Origin of the sequence: Xenorhabdus sp. SGI246 (genome assembly GCF_040838225.1) — a bacterium.
Classification (GTDB): domain Bacteria; phylum Pseudomonadota; class Gammaproteobacteria; order Enterobacterales; family Enterobacteriaceae; genus Xenorhabdus; species Xenorhabdus indica.
Genome location: NZ_JBFPEZ010000050.1, coordinates 1 through 20,947 on the forward strand (window position 1 = coordinate 1; position 20,947 = coordinate 20,947).

General features: G+C 40.9%; 14 protein-coding genes and 1 pseudogene. 4 read left to right on the plus strand and 11 right to left on the minus strand.

The genetic code is table 11. The features are described 5' to 3' along the window. Positions 1–189 precede the first annotated feature (189 nt). Positions 190–699, plus strand: coding sequence for a SprT family zinc-dependent metalloprotease (locus tag ABLA85_RS12765; RefSeq protein ID WP_367964663.1), 510 nt, complete (start codon positions 190–192; stop codon positions 697–699). Positions 700–810: 111 nt separating this feature from the next. On the opposite strand, the gene ABLA85_RS12770 is transcribed toward ABLA85_RS12765, so the two are convergent. Continuing rightward, positions 811–1,161: a DUF6694 family lipoprotein gene (locus ABLA85_RS12770; RefSeq protein ID WP_367964665.1), complete on the minus strand. Its 351-nt coding sequence runs from the start codon at positions 1,159–1,161 to the stop codon at positions 811–813. A 421-nt stretch (positions 1,162–1,582) separates the two neighbouring features. Between ABLA85_RS12770 and ABLA85_RS12775 the strand changes: the two genes are divergently transcribed. Further along, complete coding sequence (locus tag ABLA85_RS12775; protein WP_367964719.1) at positions 1,583–3,064, plus strand: aldehyde dehydrogenase family protein; 1,482 nt, start codon at positions 1,583–1,585, stop codon at positions 3,062–3,064. A 135-nt stretch (positions 3,065–3,199) separates the two neighbouring features. Here the strand turns inward: ABLA85_RS12775 and ABLA85_RS12780 are convergent, their stop codons facing one another. The 8 genes and pseudogenes from ABLA85_RS12780 to rlmD all read right to left on the minus strand — a co-directional run bounded on the left by ABLA85_RS12780 (position 3,200) and on the right by rlmD (position 14,560). Next, positions 3,200–4,144 (minus strand): hypothetical protein, encoded by a 945-nt coding sequence (locus ABLA85_RS12780; protein WP_367964667.1) that lies wholly within the window; start codon positions 4,142–4,144, stop codon positions 3,200–3,202. Between the two features lie 295 nt (positions 4,145–4,439). Continuing rightward, the gene (locus tag ABLA85_RS12785; RefSeq protein ID WP_367964669.1) at positions 4,440–5,732 is read right to left on the minus strand and encodes a dicarboxylate/amino acid:cation symporter; all 1,293 of its coding nucleotides are present in this window, start codon (positions 5,730–5,732) and stop codon (positions 4,440–4,442) included. 453 nt (positions 5,733–6,185) lie between these two features. Further along, positions 6,186–6,395 (minus strand): annotated as a pseudogene (locus tag ABLA85_RS12790) (Anion transporter); the annotation flags it as partial. Between the two features lie 374 nt (positions 6,396–6,769). After that, on the minus strand, positions 6,770–8,071 hold the full coding sequence (gene eno / locus ABLA85_RS12795; protein ID WP_367964671.1) for a phosphopyruvate hydratase: 1,302 nt from the start codon (positions 8,069–8,071) through the stop codon (positions 6,770–6,772). A 90-nt stretch (positions 8,072–8,161) separates the two neighbouring features. Further along, positions 8,162–9,793 (minus strand): glutamine hydrolyzing CTP synthase, encoded by a 1,632-nt coding sequence (gene pyrG, locus ABLA85_RS12800; RefSeq protein ID WP_367964673.1) that lies wholly within the window; start codon positions 9,791–9,793, stop codon positions 8,162–8,164. A 327-nt stretch (positions 9,794–10,120) separates the two neighbouring features. After that, a complete protein-coding gene (gene mazG / locus ABLA85_RS12805; RefSeq protein WP_367964675.1) occupies positions 10,121–10,921 on the minus strand; it encodes a nucleoside triphosphate pyrophosphohydrolase in 801 nt (266 codons plus the stop codon). 6 nt (positions 10,922–10,927) lie between these two features. Continuing rightward, positions 10,928–13,168, minus strand: a complete 2,241-nt coding sequence (gene relA, locus ABLA85_RS12810) for a GTP diphosphokinase (protein WP_367964677.1) — start codon at positions 13,166–13,168, stop codon at positions 10,928–10,930. A gap of 9 nt (positions 13,169–13,177) precedes the next feature. After that, positions 13,178–14,560, minus strand: a complete 1,383-nt coding sequence (gene rlmD / locus ABLA85_RS12815) for a 23S rRNA (uracil(1939)-C(5))-methyltransferase RlmD (RefSeq protein ID WP_367964679.1) — start codon at positions 14,558–14,560, stop codon at positions 13,178–13,180. Between the two features lie 53 nt (positions 14,561–14,613). Between rlmD and ABLA85_RS12820 the strand changes: the two genes are divergently transcribed. Then, complete coding sequence (locus ABLA85_RS12820) at positions 14,614–16,962, plus strand: ATP-binding protein (RefSeq protein WP_367964680.1); 2,349 nt, start codon at positions 14,614–14,616, stop codon at positions 16,960–16,962. On the opposite strand, the gene dgt is transcribed toward ABLA85_RS12820, so the two are convergent. Then, positions 16,955–18,490 carry a dGTPase gene (dgt, locus tag ABLA85_RS12825; protein ID WP_367964682.1) on the minus strand — a complete coding sequence of 512 codons (1,536 nt, stop codon included), beginning with the start codon at positions 18,488–18,490 and terminating at the stop codon, positions 16,955–16,957. The genes ABLA85_RS12820 and dgt overlap by 8 nt on opposite strands. A 137-nt stretch (positions 18,491–18,627) precedes the next feature. On the opposite strand from dgt, the gene mtnN reads away from it, so the two are divergent. Continuing rightward, the gene (gene mtnN / locus ABLA85_RS12830) at positions 18,628–19,326 is read left to right on the plus strand and encodes a 5'-methylthioadenosine/S-adenosylhomocysteine nucleosidase (protein ID WP_367964684.1); all 699 of its coding nucleotides are present in this window, start codon (positions 18,628–18,630) and stop codon (positions 19,324–19,326) included. Positions 19,327–19,524: 198 nt separating this feature from the next. Here mtnN and ABLA85_RS12835 read toward each other — a convergent pair whose 3' ends face one another. Beyond that, on the minus strand, positions 19,525–20,652 hold the full coding sequence (locus tag ABLA85_RS12835; RefSeq protein WP_367964686.1) for a hypothetical protein: 1,128 nt from the start codon (positions 20,650–20,652) through the stop codon (positions 19,525–19,527). Positions 20,653–20,947: the final 295 nt, after the last annotated feature.

Sequence of the window (20,947 nt, forward strand, 5' to 3'; positions counted from 1 at the left end):
TTTTACCTCAGAATGTATAAAGCCCCTAGGTTACTAGGCAAGTGCTCTGCAAAACACCCAGTTATCCTTATAAAAAAAGAACCGCTCGTGCTTAAGCGAGCGGTATTAGCCGATACCAGCGGGCTTTTTAGTATTACAGCCATACATATTCGTTTTCGTTAGTTAAGTTATTATATAATTATTGCTGTTATGAAATTCGTTAAGGTTCCGCTTCCTCTCCAGCAAGCAGTCATGCGTACTTTGCGGCAAAAAATAGTTCAGGCAAATGATTTTCTTGAACAAACCTTTCCCGAACCCAATGTGACCTATCAACAACGAGGTACAATTGCGGGAAGTGCTCGTCTACAGGATTGGGAAATTCGCCTTAACCCAATTCTGCTCATTGAAAATCAACAGTCATTCATTGATGAAGTGATCCCCCACGAACTGGCTCATTTATTGGTTTACCATCAGTTTGGCAAAGTGGCGCCTCATGGCAAGGAGTGGCGTTATATCATGGAAACTGTGTTTAAAGTACCAGCCAATCGAACACACCAATTTTCAGTCCAGTCCGTTTGTAGTAAAACATTCATTTATTCTTGCCACTGCCAACAGCATGAACTCACCATCAGGCAGCACAATAAAGTGCTAAGGGGAAAAAGTTGCTATGTTTGCCGTCAGTGCGGAGAACGATTAACTCTATTGAAAGCTCATAAATAACGGTAACAAAATGCCCATAATCAGGGCACTCCGTTTAAGAAATCAGTAAGTTATCATTGAGCGTACTCAATAAGGTTTGCAACTTGAAAAATGACAGGCAGATGATTGTATTCATTTGTTAATAATACGCGTATTCGACTTAATTCTTTCTGCTTCGCTAATAACCTGATCGGCTGTTTTTCCATTCAGTGATTGATAAAACTTATGTTCCAGCTTTTCCATATCTTCATATTTGATACTTCCATACTTGTTATTTTTAAATAATTCATCAAAATCGATACTATTAAGCATGACAATATTCAATGAATCATCAAATTTTAATTTTTTATCTTCAGATAAAGTATCTCTTATTTTTTCGATGGATGTTTTTACTGCCATTTCATTTTTACCGTCAATCTTAAGTTGATTATCACACCCGGCCAACGTAAAACCTAACAAACAAATTAATAACAAATTTTTCATAATCATCCCCGCCAATGATTGATGGTATAATAATAGCAGAGTGCTGAGAAAATAAATCACCTTAACTAAAAAAATTATCATTAAATATAAACGTATTGATAATTTGTTTACTTATTATCTTGTATCATTAAGTTGTTTATGGTCATTAAAACTACTCCTCCGATAACATCTTGAAAAAAGACAGCAGAAAAATAGACCACACAAAATATAATCACATACCAATAATAATTCTCAAAATTTATTTCATGTGTTTATTATTTTATTATAAAAATCAGCTATCCCCCCTTAAAAATCAGCTATCCCCCCTTATTTATTGATACAAGATTTTTATATTTAAATCCGAATTTAAGAATTAATCCAATAATACTCTTTGAACAGATGGTTTAGCATACCCAAAAATCAAAAGTACCTGGAGAATATGATGAAGAAATTACATGATATCGCAAAAGAACTATTACCTGCTAAGTCTTATAAGATGCTGATTGGCGGTGAATGGGTTGATAGTGTTTCAAAAGAAACAATGAAAAGCTATAACCCGGCAACCGGAGAATTACTCACTGAATATGTGGCAGGAAATGCTCAGGATGTTGAACTTGCTGTTCAGGCAGCAACTAAAGCCTTACCCGCCTGGAGCAAAACTTCAGCGACAGAAAGACAATCCATCCTGTTAAAAATTGCCGACTTATTGGAGGCAGAAGCAGAGCGCTTTATCACCCTTGAAACATTAGATGGTGGTAAGACACAAACTTTATGCCGCAATTTTGATATTCCTTTTGCTATCGATCATTTCCGTTATTTTGCAGGTGTGATCCGCTCTCACTCTGATGCAATGGATGTTATTGATGATGATAATCTGAGTCTGGTGATCAGAGAGCCAATCGGTGTAATCGGGCAAATCATTCCCTGGAACTTCCCACTGCTGATGGCAGCCTGGAAACTCGCTCCTGCCTTAGCGGCGGGTAATACTGTGGTTATCAATCCTGCCAGCCTGACTCCCATGAGTTTGCTGGAATTGGGACGTATCATAAATCAAGTTCTTCCTGCGGGCGTTGTCAATATTGTCACAGGCCGTGGTTCTGTTGTCGGTCAGGCAATCCTTGATCATGAAAGTATTGACAAAGTAGCCTTTACAGGCTCAACAGAAGTCGGTTACAACGTTGCCGCCGCCGCCGCTAAGAGACTTATTCCCGCCACACTGGAGCTAGGAGGAAAATCAGCCAATATCATTTTCCCTGATGCCAATATGAAAAAGGCTGTCAAGTATGCAGCTAACGCTATTTTACTGAATCAGGGACAGGCTTGTGAATCTGGTGCACGTTTATTCCTGCATAAAGATATCCATGATTCATTCCTGCAATCGTTGAAAACCGTCTTCGAATCCGTTCGAGTCGGTGACCCAATGGATCCTGCAACTGAAATGGGATGTCAGGTCAGTGAAGAGCAAATGAATACTATCCTGGGCTATATTGATCTTGCCAAACAGGAAGGAGCAACCATTCTTACTGGTGGCAAACGCATAACAGGAGCAGGATATGACGATGGGTTCTTTGTTCAGCCAACCATTCTCACTAATGTGACCAACGATATGCGTGTGGCACAGGAAGAAATCTTCGGGCCGGTTCTCTGTGTTATTCCATTCAGTAATGAAGACGAAGTCATTGAGATGGCTAATGATTCAGAATATGGTCTGGCCGGCGCGGTCTGGACGCAGGATATTAATCGTGCTCTGCGTGTCGCTAAAGCTGTTAAGACTGGCCGTATGTGGATCAATACCTATCATGAACTTCCTGCCCACACACCATTTGGTGGTTATAAAAAATCAGGGCTTGGACGAGAAACACATAAAATGACTTTGGATGCTTATACCCAGGTCAAAAATATCTATATCAGCACCAAAGAATAATCATAAAAGAAATAATCGCCACCTTCGAGGTGGCGATTAAGATTATTTAATTTTCTATGTCAAAAACCATGCGGTTATTTTGACTGACAGAGTGTCATTATTAATATACGGCTAATATTTATTTTCATATGGAAATTAAGATATTCTTGCTCTTAAAAGATGACGGGTTTTATCTTGAAAATCAGTTCTTGCATGTAATCCATAATGATTATCAATGATAATTAATTGATCTGAATAATTAGGAAATATTTTCCTTTCTGCTGTATTTTGAATGAAATCATTAAAAAAATTCACTGCCCATAATTTTTCTGAAGTTTTCATAACAGCTTTTTTTTCAAAACCCTTTATAATGCAGTCATATCTAAATCTAATTTTATTACTTCTTTCCAAAATAGAACCACAAAATACGGGAGAAGATTTATTAAATGAATGTGGTGTTTCAAATGGAAAAATTTCATTAGACAATATAGATAAGCATTTAGGCCCATAAGAAACTTTCATCATTTGTGTAATTAAGTTTTTCACCGAAATAAAGATAGAGTCACCTCCATCAGAAGCTGGTTTAATTACATACATAGTTAAATATTTCTCAGGAAATTCAGAAAATGCAGAAAATGCAGAAAATGCAGAAAATGCAGAAAATGCAGAAAATGCAGAAAATGCAGAAAATGCAGAATCAGAGTGTAATGGGCATTCTCCATAGCGTTCAGAGAAAGTACTGTTAGATTTTATTATATCATTACGATGCTTAATATCCCAAAAATAATCATTAATACTATGAGATGTCAAATTTCCCAGTGAAGATAAAAAAACAAACAAAGCTAATTCTCTAGTTTCTTTTTTACAATTCTTCAATCCTAAATCATCAATAACAACATAGCCATTCTTATTTATTTTGTTTTCTATATTTATTGGTATAGTCTTTATTTCCGGCCATATTAAACATATTTTATTTTTATGTTTAGAATACCATTCTTTTAAAGATTCAGAATTATCTTTATTATCCTCAATAAATTTTAGCAAGGAATCAGGAATTATTGGGTTATAATTGTTTTTAATGCAAGTACTTTTATTTAACATTCTACCTCTCTAAAAAAGTTAATAATTTTATTAAAATAATTCTAAAAAATTAACTAATATCATAATAAATGTCAAGCATTACAAACCACTTATCTTTATGATTTTAATCGCATTTGTTAATTTAATACACTAGCACTATAAACTTTAATATAATAAAAATAGCATCAATATATTTTTTTATAATTAATTAATGTTATATTACATATATGAAACTAAAAACCACCTACTTATTTTTAGGTGATTTTTAGTATTTTTTATCGAGTTTTATTTCTTCTTATTTCTCAGAGAGAAAATATTATAATCCTTTCACGGAATTCAGCACCTCTGCATTTAAAGACTGGTTCATTTTTTCTTTATCTAAAGCATTTTCCCAGCGAGCTACCACAATGCAGGCACAGGCATTACCGACCAAATTGGTCAATGCACGACATTCAGACATAAAGCGATCAATACCTAAAATAAGTGCCATACCCGCGATTGGTACACTGGGGACGACAGAGAGTGTAGCAGCCAAAGTAATAAAACCAGCTCCTGTAATACCTGCTGCACCTTTTGAACTAATCATTGCAATTAATAATAAAGAAATTTGTTCTGTAATGCTTAAATGAACACCCGTTGCCTGAGCTATGAATAGTGCAGCCATAGTCATATAAATATTAGTGCCATCAAGATTAAATGAATACCCTGTAGGAATAACTAACCCGACTACAGACTTTTCACAGCCTGCTTTTTCCATTTTTTTCATTAAACTGGGTAAAGCGGCTTCAGAAGATGATGTACCTAATACAAGCAGGAGTTCATCTTTAATATATTTAATTAATTGGATAATAGAAAAACCATTATATTTAGCTACCGCCCCCAGAACAACCAAAACAAAGAACAATGCTGTAATATAGAATGTGGCAATCAGCATCATAAGATTACCAATTGATGAAATACCATATTTTCCAATAGTAAACGCCATTGCACCAAATGCGCCAATCGGAGCTAATTTCATTAACATACTGACCATTCTAAAAACAGGTTCAGAAAGGTTTTGTAAAAACACTAATATTGGCTCACCTTTTTTTCCTATTAACGCTAGTGAAAGGCCAAAAACAACTGAAACAAAAAGAACCTGAAGAATATTGCCATTTACAAGAGGACTGATAACGGTTTCAGGTATCACATCCATCAGAAAGCCGACAACTGATGCATCATGCGCTTTTTCAACATACCCCACGATTTTACTGCTATCCAACGATTCAGGTGAGATATTCAGACCATCACCGGGACGGATAATATTTGCGACAACTAAGCCAACAATTAAAGCAAGTGTTGAAAATGTCAGGAAATACAACATCGATTTCCCTACGACACTACCCACCGCCTTCATATTATTCATACTTGCGATCCCTGTTACTACGGTTAGAAAAATAACAGGAGCAATAACCATTTTCACAATCTTTATGAAAGCATCACCCAGTGGTTTGAGTGATTCGCCTATATCTGGATAAAAATGCCCCAGAGCAATACCCAGTACAATTGCAAAAATGACTTGTACATAAAGGATTTTGTACAACGGTTTCTTCTTTAAACTATCACACATAACATATCCTGATTTTAATATAACGAAAAATAAATCTCATTTTTACTTTATAATATTGAATTTAAATAATAATTTTGAGCACACTGATAAATTTACAATATGAGTTTTACTGTGCTGAAAATCCAGCAAACAACAGTTAGCAGCGAACTCAACAATCACCCAAAATGATATTCAATCTGAAACACCATGTGGCTGCCATATCTGTAATCCATATTGCACCTCTTATGCAACACAGTATCGCAGCTAAAGCTGACCGACTAAAGTCGGTGGTTTTAACCTTTCATATGGACGAATGAACATTGCGATAACACGTTTACTATTTCATTCCAGATTTACCAGTTCCAGATCAAAGTTATGATTCAGATTCGGAAATAACACAATCATAACCGACAACAGAATAATCACTATAGATACGCCATACTTCATCTACGTGATGAAATCCATTCACAGCTGGACTGCAGTGATAATGACGTGAATGGCTTCGGTCAGCCATAACACCCCGATAAATGCCATTAATGCCAAACCTGCATTTGCTTTTTCGCTATAAGGCAAAAACTTCAGCAAAGCAATTAACAAAATGATATCCAGCGCGAGAATAATTAAGCCTCTTTTACTTGAGGGTATTGGCCCAACCGCAGGGGTTAAAGATTCTGAAGCGTCCATGAAGACTCCATGTAACAATGAAACATAACTCCGTAATGTAAAAATAATAATTGATGAATCATTGCCCTAAATGTTAATGAATTACATTACATCTGAAATAATAAGGAGTCTGAACGATAAATAAAATACAAGGAGTGTAATTTTGGGATCTGCTACGTGATATTTGCTTATTTATTAATTAAAGGAGTAAAAAAAAGAACTCATTTTAAGGAGTTATATCACATTTATTATTTTACGAATGGTTAAATAATCTTCCATTATGCATAAAGAAAAAAGCACATTGCTAAAATTGTCTTTTTAAGAAAGGCGAAAGAGTATTACTCTTTCGCCAAAATATAAATAAATATTTATTTTTTATTGAAACCAGTCAGCAATTATGCCTGACCTTTCACTTCTCTCAGTCCATTGAAAGGAGCACGGTTACCCAATGCTTCTTCAATACGAATCAACTGGTTGTATTTAGCAACACGGTCAGAACGGCTCATAGAACCCGTCTTGATTTGACCTGCCGCCGTACCTACTGCTAAATCAGCAATGGTTGCATCTTCAGTTTCACCAGAACGGTGAGAGATAACCGCCGTGTAACCTGCATCTTTTGCCATCTTGATTGCAGCCAGCGTCTCAGTCAAGGAACCGATCTGGTTGAATTTGATCAGGATGGAGTTAGCAATCCCTTTTTCGATACCTTCTTTCAGGATCTTGGTATTGGTTACGAACAGATCGTCACCAACCAACTGGATTTTATCGCCCAGAACTTTAGTCTGGTAAGCAAAACCGTCCCAATCAGATTCATTCAGACCATCTTCGATAGAAACAATTGGATATTCTTTAGTCAGCTCTTCCAGGTAGTGAGTGAATTCCTGAGAAGTGAAAGTTTTGCCTTCACCTTTCAGTTCATAGTTACCGGTTTCTTCGTTATAGAATTCAGAAGCGGCACAGTCCATCGCCAGAGTGATGTCTTTACCCAGTACATAACCTGCTTTTTCTACGGCTTCTTTGATAGCCGCCAGTGCTGCTGCGTTAGATTCCAAATTTGGTGCATAACCACCTTCATCGCCCACCGCAGTACTCATACCTTTTGCTTTCAGTACTTTTGCCAGATTATGGAAAACTTCAGAACCCATACGCACCGCTTCTTTCAGCGTGCCCGCGCCTACTGGCTGGATCATGAATTCCTGAATATCCACGTTGTTGTCAGCATGCTCACCACCATTGATGATGTTCATCATTGGCAGAGGCATGGAGAATTTACCCGGCGTACCGTTTAGTTCAGCAATGTGCTCATACAGAGGCATACCTTTTGCCACTGCCGCCGCTTTGGCGTTCGCAAGGGAAACGGCTAAAATCGCGTTAGCACCGAAGTTAGATTTGTTTTCAGTACCATCCAACTCGATCATGATCTTATCGATATTGGCCTGATCTTTCGCATCCTGACCAACCAGAGCTTGAGCAATTGGGCCGTTAACCGCTGCAATTGCTTTCAGTACACCTTTACCCATAAAACGGGATTTGTCGCCATCACGCAGTTCCAGTGCTTCGCGAGAACCGGTTGATGCACCTGATGGTGCCGCAGCCAAACCAACAAAGCCGCCTTCCAAATGTACTTCCGCTTCTACCGTTGGATTACCACGGGAGTCGATGATTTCACGGCCGAGCACTTTAACGATTTTGGACATTAGGTTTTCCTCAGTACAAGTTAAATTTTAGGCAATTGATGGTCACACAAAGAATCGAGTAAAGCCCCATCGATCACCCCATATCTTATTTCACTGGCCTTTCTGGTACTTGCGTGCGGCTTCAACAAAACCGGCAAATAACGGATGACCATCGCGAGGCGTTGAAGTGAATTCAGGGTGGAACTGACATGCCACAAACCATGGATGGTTCGGGTTCTCAATGATTTCCACCAATTTATTGTCGATTGAGCGGCCAGCAATACGTAATCCCGCGTCTTCAATGCGTTTTAACAATAGATTGTTCACTTCGTAACGATGGCGGTGACGCTCAATAATATCGTCCTGACCATAAAGTTTACGTACCAGACTGTTTTCAGTCAGATGACACAGTTGGCCACCAACACGCATCGTTCCACCGAGATCGCTCTCTTCACTGCGTACTTCTAAGTTGCCGTTCTCATCACGCCATTCAGTGATCAGACCTACAACTGGTAACTTACATTCAGGCTCAAATTCAGTAGAGTTAGCCCTTTCCATACCTGCAACATTGCGTGCGAATTCAATCAGGGCAACCTGCATACCCAGACAAATTCCCAGGTAAGGAACTTTATTTTCACGAGCGTAACGTGCTGTCATAATTTTGCCTTCGATGCCACGACCACCGAAACCACCTGGCACCAGAATCGCATCCAGATTTTTCAACACCTCAACACCACGGGTTTCGACGTCCTGAGAATCAATCAGTTTGATGTTGACGGTCAGACGGTTTTTCAATCCACCGTGTTTCAGTGCTTCAATAACTGATTTATACGCATCCGGCAGCTCAATATATTTGCCCACCATACCGATGGTCACTTCGCCGGATGGATTCGCCTCTTCATAAATGACCTGTTCCCATTCAGACAGGTCAGCTTCCGGGCATTCGATGCTGAATCGTTTACAAATATAATCATCTAAGCCCTGAGATTTCAAGAGGGCAGGAATTTTATAAATAGAATCAACATCTTTCAAGGAGATAACGGCTTTCTCTGGTACGTTGCAGAAAAGTGCAATTTTTGCCCGTTCATTAGCTGGAATAGTGCGATCTGAGCGGCAGATCAAAACATCCGGCTGAATACCAATGGAAAGCAGTTCTTTCACAGAATGTTGGGTGGGTTTAGTTTTCACTTCGCCTGCTGCTGCCATATAAGGCACCAGAGTCAAATGCATAAACAGAGTATTCTCGCGGCCAACTTCTACCGCCATCTGACGAATAGCTTCAAGGAATGGCAGGGATTCGATATCGCCTACAGTACCGCCAATTTCCACCAGCACAACATCGTAACCTTCCGCGCCACGGATGATACGATCTTTGATTTCATTAGTGATGTGAGGAATAACCTGAATGGTTGCGCCCAGATAATCGCCGCGGCGTTCTTTGCGCAGAACTTCGGAGTAAACACGACCTGTCGTGAAGTTATTGCGACGTGTCATTTTGGTTCGAATGAAACGTTCGTAATGGCCTAAATCGAGATCAGTTTCAGCGCCATCTTCGGTAACGAAAACTTCCCCGTGTTGGGTTGGGCTCATTGTACCTGGATCGACGTTGATATACGGGTCCAGTTTCATAATGGTGACATTGAGTCCACGGGCTTCGAGTATGGCCGCCAAAGAGGCTGCGGCAATGCCTTTACCCAGAGAGGATACGACCCCGCCGGTCACAAAAATATAATTAGTTTTCATGCTGAACCTGAAAGTTTAGGTTTAAAAGGATGATGAATATAACAGGACGGGAAAGTAGTATACCCTAACCTTAAATGCGCTACAAACTCTATCTCTTTTATCTATCCAATTGTAGAAATTTCAAATTGTAGTAATTTCCAAATGAAACTAATCACGACATAGATCAAAAAAAGCCCGGCTAATCTTAAGAAAAATCGGACTTTTTACATTAGCCTTAACACCGCCGCATCTTGGTTCTCTTGGCCCTGACGCTAAAAAATGACCGCTCAAGTAACACTCATCCAGAAATACACGGTGTTGCACTTACTATGTGATGCAAGTTTATCCCTAAATTTGTTGTTTTTTCACCCGCTGCCACATTGCTTCCATTTGATCCAATGTGGCAGTTTCCAATGACAATCCTTTATCGTGAAGATGTCTCTCAACATGACGAAAGCGATTTTCAAATTTCTGACAAGCTTTTTGTAACGTCATTTCAGGTTTATGCCCTAAATGACGGGATAAGTTAACGACTGCAAACAGTAAATCACCCAGTTCTTCCTCCACACGCGCATCATTTACAACCGCCTGCTTCGCTTCATCCATCACCTCGTCAATCTCTTCATAAACTTTATCCAGAACGGGCCCGACGCTCTCCCAATCAAAGCCAACAGAAGCACAACGTTTCTGGATCTTATACGCCTTCATCAATGCAGGCAGGCTGGCAGGGATATCATCCAGCACGGAATGTTGATCTTTTTCCGCTCTTTCCGCAGCCTTGCGTTGTTCCCAACTACCAATGGCTTCTTCGCTGTTGATGCCTGATTGTTGATTGAAGATATGGGGATGCCTGCGTTCCAGCTTATCGCAAACCGCTTCGCAGATATCGTCGAAGTCAAACAATTGCTGCTCTTTTCCCATCTGGGCATAAAAGACAATGTGAAACAGTAAATCACCCAACTCTTCTTTCAGGGCATTGGTATCATTGCGCTCAATGGCATCAATGACTTCATAAGTTTCTTCCAATGTGTAAGGGGCAATAGTAGAAGAAGTTTGTACTTTATCCCATGGGCAACCATCTTGAGGATGGCGCAGTTGCGCCATAATCCCTTTAAGACGTTCAATTGAGGTTGTATTTATCTTATCCATATTTTTCTAATCACCATGCAGACGTCTGGCTTCAATGACATCAGGCAGTTGGTTGAGCTTCGCCAGCACTCGCCCCAACACCTGTAAATTATAAATCTCAATGTTCATATCAATCGTAGCCAGTTGTTGCTTCACATCACTGCGGCTACTGACACCAAGCACATTGACTTTCTCATTGGCGAGTATCGTGGTGATATCACGCAGTAATCCGCTGCGGTCATTGGCAATTACCCGCACTACAAGAGAATAACCACTGGAATAACTCTCTCCCCACACAGCGTCCACAACCCGTTCTGGTGCACTGATTTCCAGCTCAGCCAGTTGATCACAGCTTGCTCTGTGGATAGAAATTCCACGTCCACGTGTAATAAACCCAACGATATCATCTCCCGGAATCGGCTGGCAGCAACGGGCAATATGATGCATCAGATTACCAACTCCTTCTACGACAACCCGGCCATTGTCTTTTTGCGTATTATTGCGCGGAGAGTATGTTTTGTTCTCCAGACTACGGAGTGCCTCACGATCGGCTTCTTCTGCCGTGGTTTTATTAAATTTGTTTTGCAGGAAATTCGCCAGTTGGTGAATACGGATATCGCCCACACCGATACCAGCCAGAACTTCTTCTAACGAATTCACGTTATAGCGGGAAATAAGTTCTTTTTCGGCCTCTTTAAGCGTGACACCTAAATGTGTCAGTTCATTGTCCAACATCTGGCGTCCGGCAATAATGTTCTTATCGCGATCCTGCTTACGGAACCAGTTATGGATCTTCGCCCGTCCACGGCTGGTAGTGACATAACCAAGGTTCGGATTCAGCCAGTCACGGCTTGGGTTGGGGTGTTTCTGGGTGATGATTTCAATCTGATCCCCCATCTGGAGCTGATAACTGAACGGCACAATCCGCCCGCCAATTTTCGCCCCAATGCAGCGATGACCGACATCGCTGTGAATATGATAAGCAAAATCCAGCGGTGTTGAACCAGTCGGTAAATCAATCACATCCCCTTTTGGTGTGAAAACATAAACACGATCATCAAACACCTGACTGCGGACCTCATCCAGCATCTCACCAGTATCTGCCATTTCCTCCTGCCATGCGATCAGTTTCCGCAACCATGCAATCCGGCTTTCATAACTGCCTGATTTACCGCCTCCAATCGCTGTGCCTTCTTTATATTTCCAGTGGGCAGCTACTCCAAGCTCAGCATCATCATGCATCTGACGGGTACGTATTTGGATTTCAAGTGTTTTACCGTTTGGCCCCAGTACCACGGTATGGATTGATTGATAACCGTTTGGTTTCGGGTTGGCAACATAATCATCAAATTCATCCGGCAAATGACGATAGTGAGTATGTACTATCCCCAATGCCGCATAGCAATCCTGTAACCGTTCAACGACAATACGGACTGCACGCACATCGAACAGTTCATCAAAAGAGAGGGATTTTTTCTGCATCTTGCGCCAGATGCTGTAAATATGTTTGGGACGCCCGTAAATATCTGCGGAGATCCCTTCTTTGAGCATATACCGACGCAAGGTCGTGATAAATTTTTCTATATACTGCTCACGATCAATCCTGCGTTCATGTAAAAGATTCGCTATTTTTTTATATTCATCAGGATGCAGGTAACGGAAGCAAAAATCTTCCAGCTCCCATTTTAACTGCCCAATACCCAGTCGGTTGGCAAGAGGGGCATAAATATTGGAACACTCTTTTGCGACCAATACCCGTTCATCTTCACTGGCATCTTTTACTTCCCGCAAATAGGCGATCCGCTCTGCCAGTTTAATAACCACACAACGAAAATCTTCTACCATCGCCAGCAACATACGACGTACATTATCCACTTGAGTTGAGCAAGTGGAATCCGTATGTGTCGCTTTCAACTGGCGGATAGCATCCATTTCCAGCACACCGTGCACCAGATCTGTGATGGATTTTCCAAAGGTTTCTGTCACTATTTCATTGCTGACTATCTTGGCATCAAGGAAGGGAAAAAGCAGTGCTGCACGCATACTGTCATTATCCATACTCAACGTAGACAGGATTTCGACCATTTCAACACCGCGCCACAACAGTAGCTCTGCATTGGGCTGATCCTGAACCTTCTCGTAACAGTAATGCCATGTTTCAGCTAATTTTTTACTGGATTGTGGATTGACAATGTTTAAACTCGCGATCCACCTATCGACAGCAAATTCACCTGCTGGAGTGAGATGAGCACTTCTTACCGCAACCATAATTTCTCCCTACTCGATGGTCATCAGCTCACGGCAGAACAGTGCCATGGACTCCAGATGACCAGTGTGCGGAAACATATCCAGCATCCGCACACTAACAAGATGATAACCGGCCTCTAGCAAAACTTTGCTATCCCGCGCCAAAGTTGTGGGATTACAAGAAACGTAAACCACTTTTTCAGGGGCCAGTTTTACTATATGTGACATGACACCCGCAGCACCGGCACGGGCAGGATCCAACAATACCTTATTGAACCCCTGCGCAGCCCAAGGTTGCTGGTGAATATCTGATTCCAGATTTTCGTGGAAAAAACTGACGTTATTAAGCCCATTTAGCCGAGCATTATCTTGTCCACGTGCAACCAATGCCGCAACGCCTTCCACACCGACAACTGCCTGTACTTTAGTGGCTATCGGCAACGTAAAGTTCCCCATTCCGCAGAAAAGATCCAATACCCGGTCTTTTGGCTGTAAGTCCAGCCACGACAAAGCCTGAGCCACCATTTGTTGATTAACTTCATCATTAACCTGAATAAAATCCCGTGGACTGAAAACCAGCTTCAAACCATCCACCTGATACCACGGCTCCGATTGCCCTTCCGCTGAATGTTCAGCAGACAGAGATTCTGGAAGCAACGCCCCAAGAGACAACAGCTCAAGGGATTTTTCATCACCAGCCAGATAAATCGCGACCTTATACTGCTCAGAAAAAATGCGCAGTCTTTCTCTGTCTTCATGCTTTATGGGGTCAAGATGACGTAAAACAACTAATGGGCTATTATTCGCCAGAATTAATTCAACATGCCCCAGTCGCTTAACGGCTTTCAGGCTGTTTAAACACTGAGATAATGGCTGTAACAATTTTTCCAGTTCAGGGTGCATTACCGGGCAATGTTTAACATTCACCAAATCGTTGGTCTGGCTCTGACGAAAGCCCATCAATAAATTACGTTGTTTGACTTGATATTGCAGGCCGAGCCTTGCCCGACGCCGATACCCATATTCCGGGCTGTGGATAATGGGCTGAGCACTGATACTGACCCCTGTTTCCCGCTGGATAAGATGTTCAAGCACATCAGCTTTAGTTTTAGCTTGTAATTCAGCCGCAACATGTTGCTGTTGACAACCCCCACACACCTTGAAATGCGGACAGCGCGGTTCCACACGAAATGGGCTGTCTGATAACCGTTTTATTACCTTAGCTTTAGCAAACTGGCGTTTTTCCTCTGTCAGTTGAATTTGTGCCTGCTCACCGGGTAATAGCCCCTGGATAAAAATCGTTTTTCCCTGATGACGGGCAATACCCTGCCCTTGAGCATCAAGATTATCTGCGGTAACTGAAATAATACCTGGGTTTACGGAGCGACGGTTTGGAGAGTAAAATTGCACCATGATTCTGACTGACTTTGAAAAATTGAGTTTTGATTTTCCCACAATGGACGCTTATGACCAAATATAGCCTACGCACCCGTATGATGAGCCTGATTTTGGTTCCTGTTCTACTGGTCGGAACGCTTGTGAGTATATCATTTATCTCATACCGCTATTATGAGTTGAAGAGCCTGATAGTTCGTAGTGGGATCAGCATTATTGAGCCTTTATCCATTGCCAGTGAGGTAGGGATCAATCTGGATAACAGTAAGCGCGTAAAATCATTGATAAATAGTCTTCATCACCGCAATTCCGAAATCGTTATGGCTATTGCGATTTTCGATGAACATCATAAATTATTCGAAATTTCCAATGATAAATATGATGTCGATCTACTGCGTCTCAGGCCAAATGATCCCATACCGACAACACTGACTAAAGAAGAAGATAGTAATAGTATCGTCCTGAAAATGCCGATTATCTCGGAAACCAGTTCTGCTCATGAGGAGCGCAATCCTCTCAACAATGCAACTCCTATCGGTTATATTGCCATTGATCTGGATTTACGGGCTGCACAACTTCAGCAATACAAAGAAATCGCAACTTCTATCATTCTGCTGATCCTTTGCCTCGGAGGCACTGCGCTGTCTGCCCACATTTTGGTACGTAAGGTGACAGAACCCCTGGATTGTATGGTAAAAGCGGTTAACCGTATCCGTCAGGGGCAGTTAGACACGCGAGTCACGGGTGCCATGCCGGGAGAATTATCTGCGCTCCAGAACGGGATCAATACGGTGGCAAAATCCTTGTCAAAGTATAAAGATGAGATGCAACTGCACATCGATCAAGCCACTTCTGACCTACAAATTACGATGGAGCAGTTGGAAATCCAAAATGTTGAGTTGACTATTGCTAAGAAACGGGCACAAGAAGCAGTCAGGATAAAAACCGAGTTTCTGGCGAATATGTCCCACGAATTACGCACGCCACTCAACGGCGTTATTGGGTTTACCCGCCAGATGTTGAAAACACCAATAACATCTCAACAGGCTGAATATCTTTATGTCATTGAGCGTTCTGCGAATAATCTACTGAAAATTATCAATGACATTCTGGATTTTTCACGTCTGGAATCCAATAAACTGGTATTGGATCAGGTTCCTTTTCTGCTGCGTGACACCGTCAACGAAGTTATCGAATTACTGACACCTTCTGCCAATGTGAAAAATCTTCCTCTGTATCATTACATTGATGACAAGTTGCCAAATCTGATGATTGGTGATCCTATCCGCTTGCAGCAAATACTCACTAACTTAATTGGTAATGCCATAAAATTCACGGATAAAGGCAGTATTACGCTGGAAATCAAACTGCGTCAACAGAGACACCATATGGTACACATTGATTTTACCGTGACCGATACCGGCATTGGTATTAAATCAGAATATCGCCCTATTCTGTTTCAGGCATTCAATCAGGCTGATGCGAGTATCACCCGCCATTATGGTGGTACTGGGTTAGGATTGAGTATCACCAAAAAGCTGGTGAATGAAATGAACGGAGAAATCGATTTTACCAGCGAGCCAACTAAAGGGACGGTATTTTATTTTGATATCTGGTTGGAAAAAGAAGATATCCTGTCAGGCTTTTTACCAGAACGTTTGCCTCAGCCTCCCACGCTCCCCCGTTTGTCCATGACAGTCATGGCGGTAGATGATAACCCAGCCAATTTGAAATTAATTGGCACACTCTTAAATGAACAAGTGGAAAATACCATTTTATGCAGTAGCGGTATGGAAGCTCTGCAAATGGCAGAGAAACATCCACTAGACCTCATTCTGATGGATATTCAAATGGCGGATATGGATGGCATTCAAACTTCAGAACAGATCCACCGACTACCTGAGCATAAACAGACACCGATTATTGCTGTCACTGCTTTTCTCTGTGATGAAACTCGCAATAGAGACCATTCACCTTTTACCGACTATCTGTCCAAACCATTGGATGAAGTCCGCTTAAAAGCCCTGCTGAATCAATACAGCCCGACAAAAAAGCCACAAGCTATCGATTGGCAACTGGCATTACAACAAACTGCCGGTAAAGAATCATTGGCGCGGGAAATGTTAGAAATGTTCGTGCAACCTCTGCCAGAAATGAAGGCCATGATTGAGCAGGTTTTAACTTCAGAAGGTGAATCTCACCGCAAACAGTTTGCCCATCACGTTCATAAATTACATGGTAGCTGCTGCTACAACGGTGTCCCCAAACTAAAAGCGATTTGTGAACTCATTGAGAAACAGTTGAAACAGAGGACTCCTCTGGCCGATTTAGAGCCGGAATTGCTGGAGTTCATTGATGAGATCAACCACGTTATTGCGGCAGCTCCCGATATATTAAGAACTGCCAAAGAACTTACTTAGATACCATAAACTTACGATATTCCTCGTAAGCATAATGGTCTGTCATGCCACTGATATAGTCCTGAATGAGACGAGCACGGTAGTAAAATTCGAGCACATCTTTCTCAGCTTCATCAGTAGTGATGATCCCCTCTACAGCCTCGTTATAAGCCAGCCGATGTTTGGCGGAAAGTTTGTGCAACAGGCGCGTTTCAATAAAATATTTTTTGTGGAAATTATTTCGGTGTAATTCCAGAAAATCCTGTCGTGATAATTCCAGCAATGGGCTATATACATTCAATAAGCCGGTAATAATTCGGTAGCCCTGCAACTCCAGTTCCTCCACTTCCGGGTGATTAAATACCCGCTTCCGCGTAACACTTTTTAATGTACTCAATAAACGATACTCTTCGCCGTTATCTTCCAGCAAAGCATGGTTGAAAGTTCCTGCGTAAATTTCAGGCAGGTGATCAATAAAACGTTGAGCCGTATAGGGAACCAGTCGCCCGGTAATAAATACGCGCAGATACATAAAAAACTGTTCATGAATATTACGGCGGGCTTCATTGTTGGTTGTTTTTTTATAAGCCTGAGTAACTGTCAATTCAAACAAATCACCTTTTCTGTGACCTCCATTTTCCTCCCACTCCTGTTTTAAATACCCCACCAATTGCTCAACATTGAAAATACCCTTTTCAACAGCATCATCCAGATCTGCGATACAATAAGAGATATCATCTGCGGCCTCCATAATATATGTCAGTGGAAAACGACAGAATTCCCCTAATTGCAGCTCTTTTTTTAATTCACCAATAAAACTGTCTTCTGACCAGTAATAACCTTTTTTCTTCATCAGATAACTGAATTCTGCCGGAGATTCTTCAAGGCGGTAAGCCGGGCAAGTGTATTTCAGAATACAACCAATTTGGGCATAAGTCAGATTCAATTTAAGCAGGCTGTGCGCTAGCCGGATGGCCTGAGCATTACCTTCAAACTGGCATAGATCCATACGTAATTGGCGACGGAACAGATCTTTTTTCTCTTCACCACATAAACGTAACGCTGCGACCTGACACTTATCTTGTCGATTGGCATAGTCAGCGGACTCAGGTAAAAATTCAGGATCGAGCCGACGGGAAAACCAATCCTTGATTGCCGCCTCACCAAAATGACCAAATGGGGGATTGCCGATATCGTGCATCAAACAGGCCATCTCAATCAGGCTTTCAAAAGCAATCAATCGCTCATTCAGACCATATTTTCCCAATAAATTCTTTTTTGCCAATTCTGCAATAATCGTTTTTGAGATATAACGACCAATCTGCTGGACTTCCAATGAATGGGTTAATCGGCTACGCACGGAGGCATTACGTTCCAATGGAAACACTTGTGTTTTCTGCTGCAAGCGACGAATAGCTGCTGAATTGATGATCCGCCCGCGATCACTTTCAAACTGACGATTTACCTGCTCCTCGTCAGCAGAATGCATGGAAGTGTGTCTATATTTACGCTGGAAATTCAATTTTTGCTTGAAATCAATCTTAGGCATCAATCCCCCCATACCGAATAATACGATTATTTATGGCCGGAATATCCGGCAAACGGTTATTCAATGATACACTTCGGTTTAAATCAGGCCTATTCCGGTAGGCGCAACCCATTAATAACAAAAGTGAGTATGACACAATGAAAGTAGGTGTAATAGGTGCAATGGAACAAGAAGTGACTTTGTTACGCGACCAGATTGATGGTCTGCAAACATTGTCACGGGGTGGCTGTGAGATCTATACCGGAAAGCTGAATGGTGTTGACATCGCTTTGCTGAAATCCGGTATCGGTAAAGTCTCTGCCGCACTGGGAACCACCTTGTTGATTGAACACTGCCAGCCAGATATTGTGATTAATACTGGTTCTGCAGGCGGTCTTGATCCTAAACTGAAAGTGGGCGATATCGTAGTGTCTGAAGAAGTACGTTACCACGATGCGGATCTCACCGCCTTTGGTTATGAACCGGGTCAAATGGCACAATGCCCTCCTGCTTTTATTGCTGATAATCAATTAATTTCTTTAGCCGAAAAATGTATCCAGTCCCTTAATCTGAACGCAGTTCGTGGCCTGGTGTGTAGTGGCGATGCCTTTATCAATGGCTCAGAGCCATTAGCGCGTATCCGGGCTACTTTCCCGAAAGTCGCTGCGGTTGAAATGGAAGCAGCAGCCATTGGCCACGTTTGTCACCAATATAAAGTGCCTTTCGTTGTGGTTCGTGCTATCTCTGACGTTGCGGATCAGGAATCTCACATCAGCTTTGATGAGTTTCTGGTTGTTGCTGCACGTGAATCCACCCGAATGATCAATGCCATGCTAACCGAACTCAGTAAACAGTAACCGATTAGAGCCTAATGGAATAGGCTCTAATACAACTGAAAGTGCTATCAGCTCAGATGACAAATAATGCTTGTCCTCTTTTCTACTTATTGTTTTTTTCACCTATGTTAATGCATTCGTGAAAGTCACTGGCTAAATCCGGTCGTATCGAAACCAATCATGAATGTTCTGCTCTGCCCTGAATTCAATTATGGCTGATTAATAAAGAATACTTCCTTCCAAAAAACATGAAGCATTCCGATCAATCAAACATTCACAGTTTTCACCCATTACACCAAGTGCAGTCAACCACATCTCTTCGAGTCGTGCCCTTGCCATATTAGCTCCCTTTTCCCTAGCAAGAAGTGACAGTATATAAGTCGTTCCAGAAACTGTATAACCAGCTAGTTTTAATCGAGCACATTTTTCTGCCAGTAAATCTGGATTTTCCCTCATTTCGTTTAATGTCTTACGAATGAAATCATGCTGTGTAGCCATTTCTGCAACAATTTTGGAATTCAGGAAAGAATTTCTGGATACTTCATTTTTAATAAGATAATCAAGGGAAGACATCAAGTGATAACTTTCCATTGGCTTGATAACTGAGACATCTGCGCCATGCCATATATCCATTAATGACCAAAGATCCATTTCCTCTACATTACCAGGTTGTATCTTTTGTCCAGTATTATGACCTATGCTGTCAAGATAAACATATGCTACGCTTGTTTCACTATTTTGTGAGAACGAAAATATTTTTGTATTATTTCCCCCTTCGATAATTCCTTTTTTTGTTAATTTAACTTCTTCCGGAATGCGTCCTAAAGTCATTACTCCATACACATGATTACGAGATAATATGTATCCAACACGCTCTAATAAAGTGTAAGTTTTTTCTCTGTCAAAAGATTTATGATCGCGTAAAATCCCCCACTGACCATCTGATGTTAAAGCCAAACCGAAAGGATCAACAATAAGCTTTATCGGCAAATGTTTTATTTCCTGCTGTATCAGCGAAAGTATCGTTTCAAACGTTGTCATGCTCTTATTAATATCATTGAGATCTCCGGCATGTGAGACAAAACGCAGGGATATGTACTGTATACCCAGATGGTTCACACGTATAATTTCATCTACCGCCTTTTTCCATCCATAAGTAAAATAACCGGGTAATCCTTTTACTGGCTTTAGTGCATTTCTATCTAAATCTGAGCTGACATCAATAGCTTGAGAAAGAAAATCCGGGGTTATTTTGTGAATAATTTCAGAAAATATCCGACGGGAAAAATGGGGCTCCAGTAAAGCATATTCAATACTTACCATAATATATTCCTGTTTTTTAGCCAAAATCCCTACCTTTGAAAAATATTTTTAATTTAAATAAAAATTAGTTTCAACTTTTTTAAGAACATATTAAATAATACATTAATTATATTTTGATAGACTAATCAAAGCCTTATTATGAGGAATTCTCCAATGGTCGGTAAATATTAAACACCATATAAAAAAGATAATAAAGATTATATTAGGGCAAGGAAATTAAATTCTTTATTAAATCTATATAAGGATAGAGTAACATATTAACATTACTGGACAATACTGAATTCATAGCATCTGACGCCTTTACTGAAAGCATTTTATT

Excerpts from the sequence above, each read along its gene's own strand:
- ABLA85_RS12765 (WP_367964663.1), top strand. The coding sequence starts at position 190 with ATGAAATTCGTTAAGGTTCCGCTTCCTCTCCAGCAAGCAGTCATGCGT.
- ABLA85_RS12770 (WP_367964665.1), bottom strand. The coding sequence starts at position 1,161 with ATGAAAAATTTGTTATTAATTTGTTTGTTAGGTTTTACGTTGGCCGGG.
- ABLA85_RS12775 (WP_367964719.1), top strand. The coding sequence starts at position 1,583 with ATGAAGAAATTACATGATATCGCAAAAGAACTATTACCTGCTAAGTCT.
- ABLA85_RS12780 (WP_367964667.1), bottom strand. The coding sequence starts at position 4,144 with ATGTTAAATAAAAGTACTTGCATTAAAAACAATTATAACCCAATAATT.
- ABLA85_RS12785 (WP_367964669.1), bottom strand. The coding sequence starts at position 5,732 with ATGTGTGATAGTTTAAAGAAGAAACCGTTGTACAAAATCCTTTATGTA.
- eno (WP_367964671.1), bottom strand. The coding sequence starts at position 8,071 with ATGTCCAAAATCGTTAAAGTGCTCGGCCGTGAAATCATCGACTCCCGT.
- pyrG (WP_367964673.1), bottom strand. The coding sequence starts at position 9,793 with ATGAAAACTAATTATATTTTTGTGACCGGCGGGGTCGTATCCTCTCTG.
- mazG (WP_367964675.1), bottom strand. The coding sequence starts at position 10,921 with ATGGATAAGATAAATACAACCTCAATTGAACGTCTTAAAGGGATTATG.
- relA (WP_367964677.1), bottom strand. The coding sequence starts at position 13,168 with ATGGTTGCGGTAAGAAGTGCTCATCTCACTCCAGCAGGTGAATTTGCT.
- rlmD (WP_367964679.1), bottom strand. The coding sequence starts at position 14,560 with ATGGTGCAATTTTACTCTCCAAACCGTCGCTCCGTAAACCCAGGTATT.
- ABLA85_RS12820 (WP_367964680.1), top strand. The coding sequence starts at position 14,614 with ATGACCAAATATAGCCTACGCACCCGTATGATGAGCCTGATTTTGGTT.
- dgt (WP_367964682.1), bottom strand. The coding sequence starts at position 18,490 with ATGCCTAAGATTGATTTCAAGCAAAAATTGAATTTCCAGCGTAAATAT.
- mtnN (WP_367964684.1), top strand. The coding sequence starts at position 18,628 with ATGAAAGTAGGTGTAATAGGTGCAATGGAACAAGAAGTGACTTTGTTA.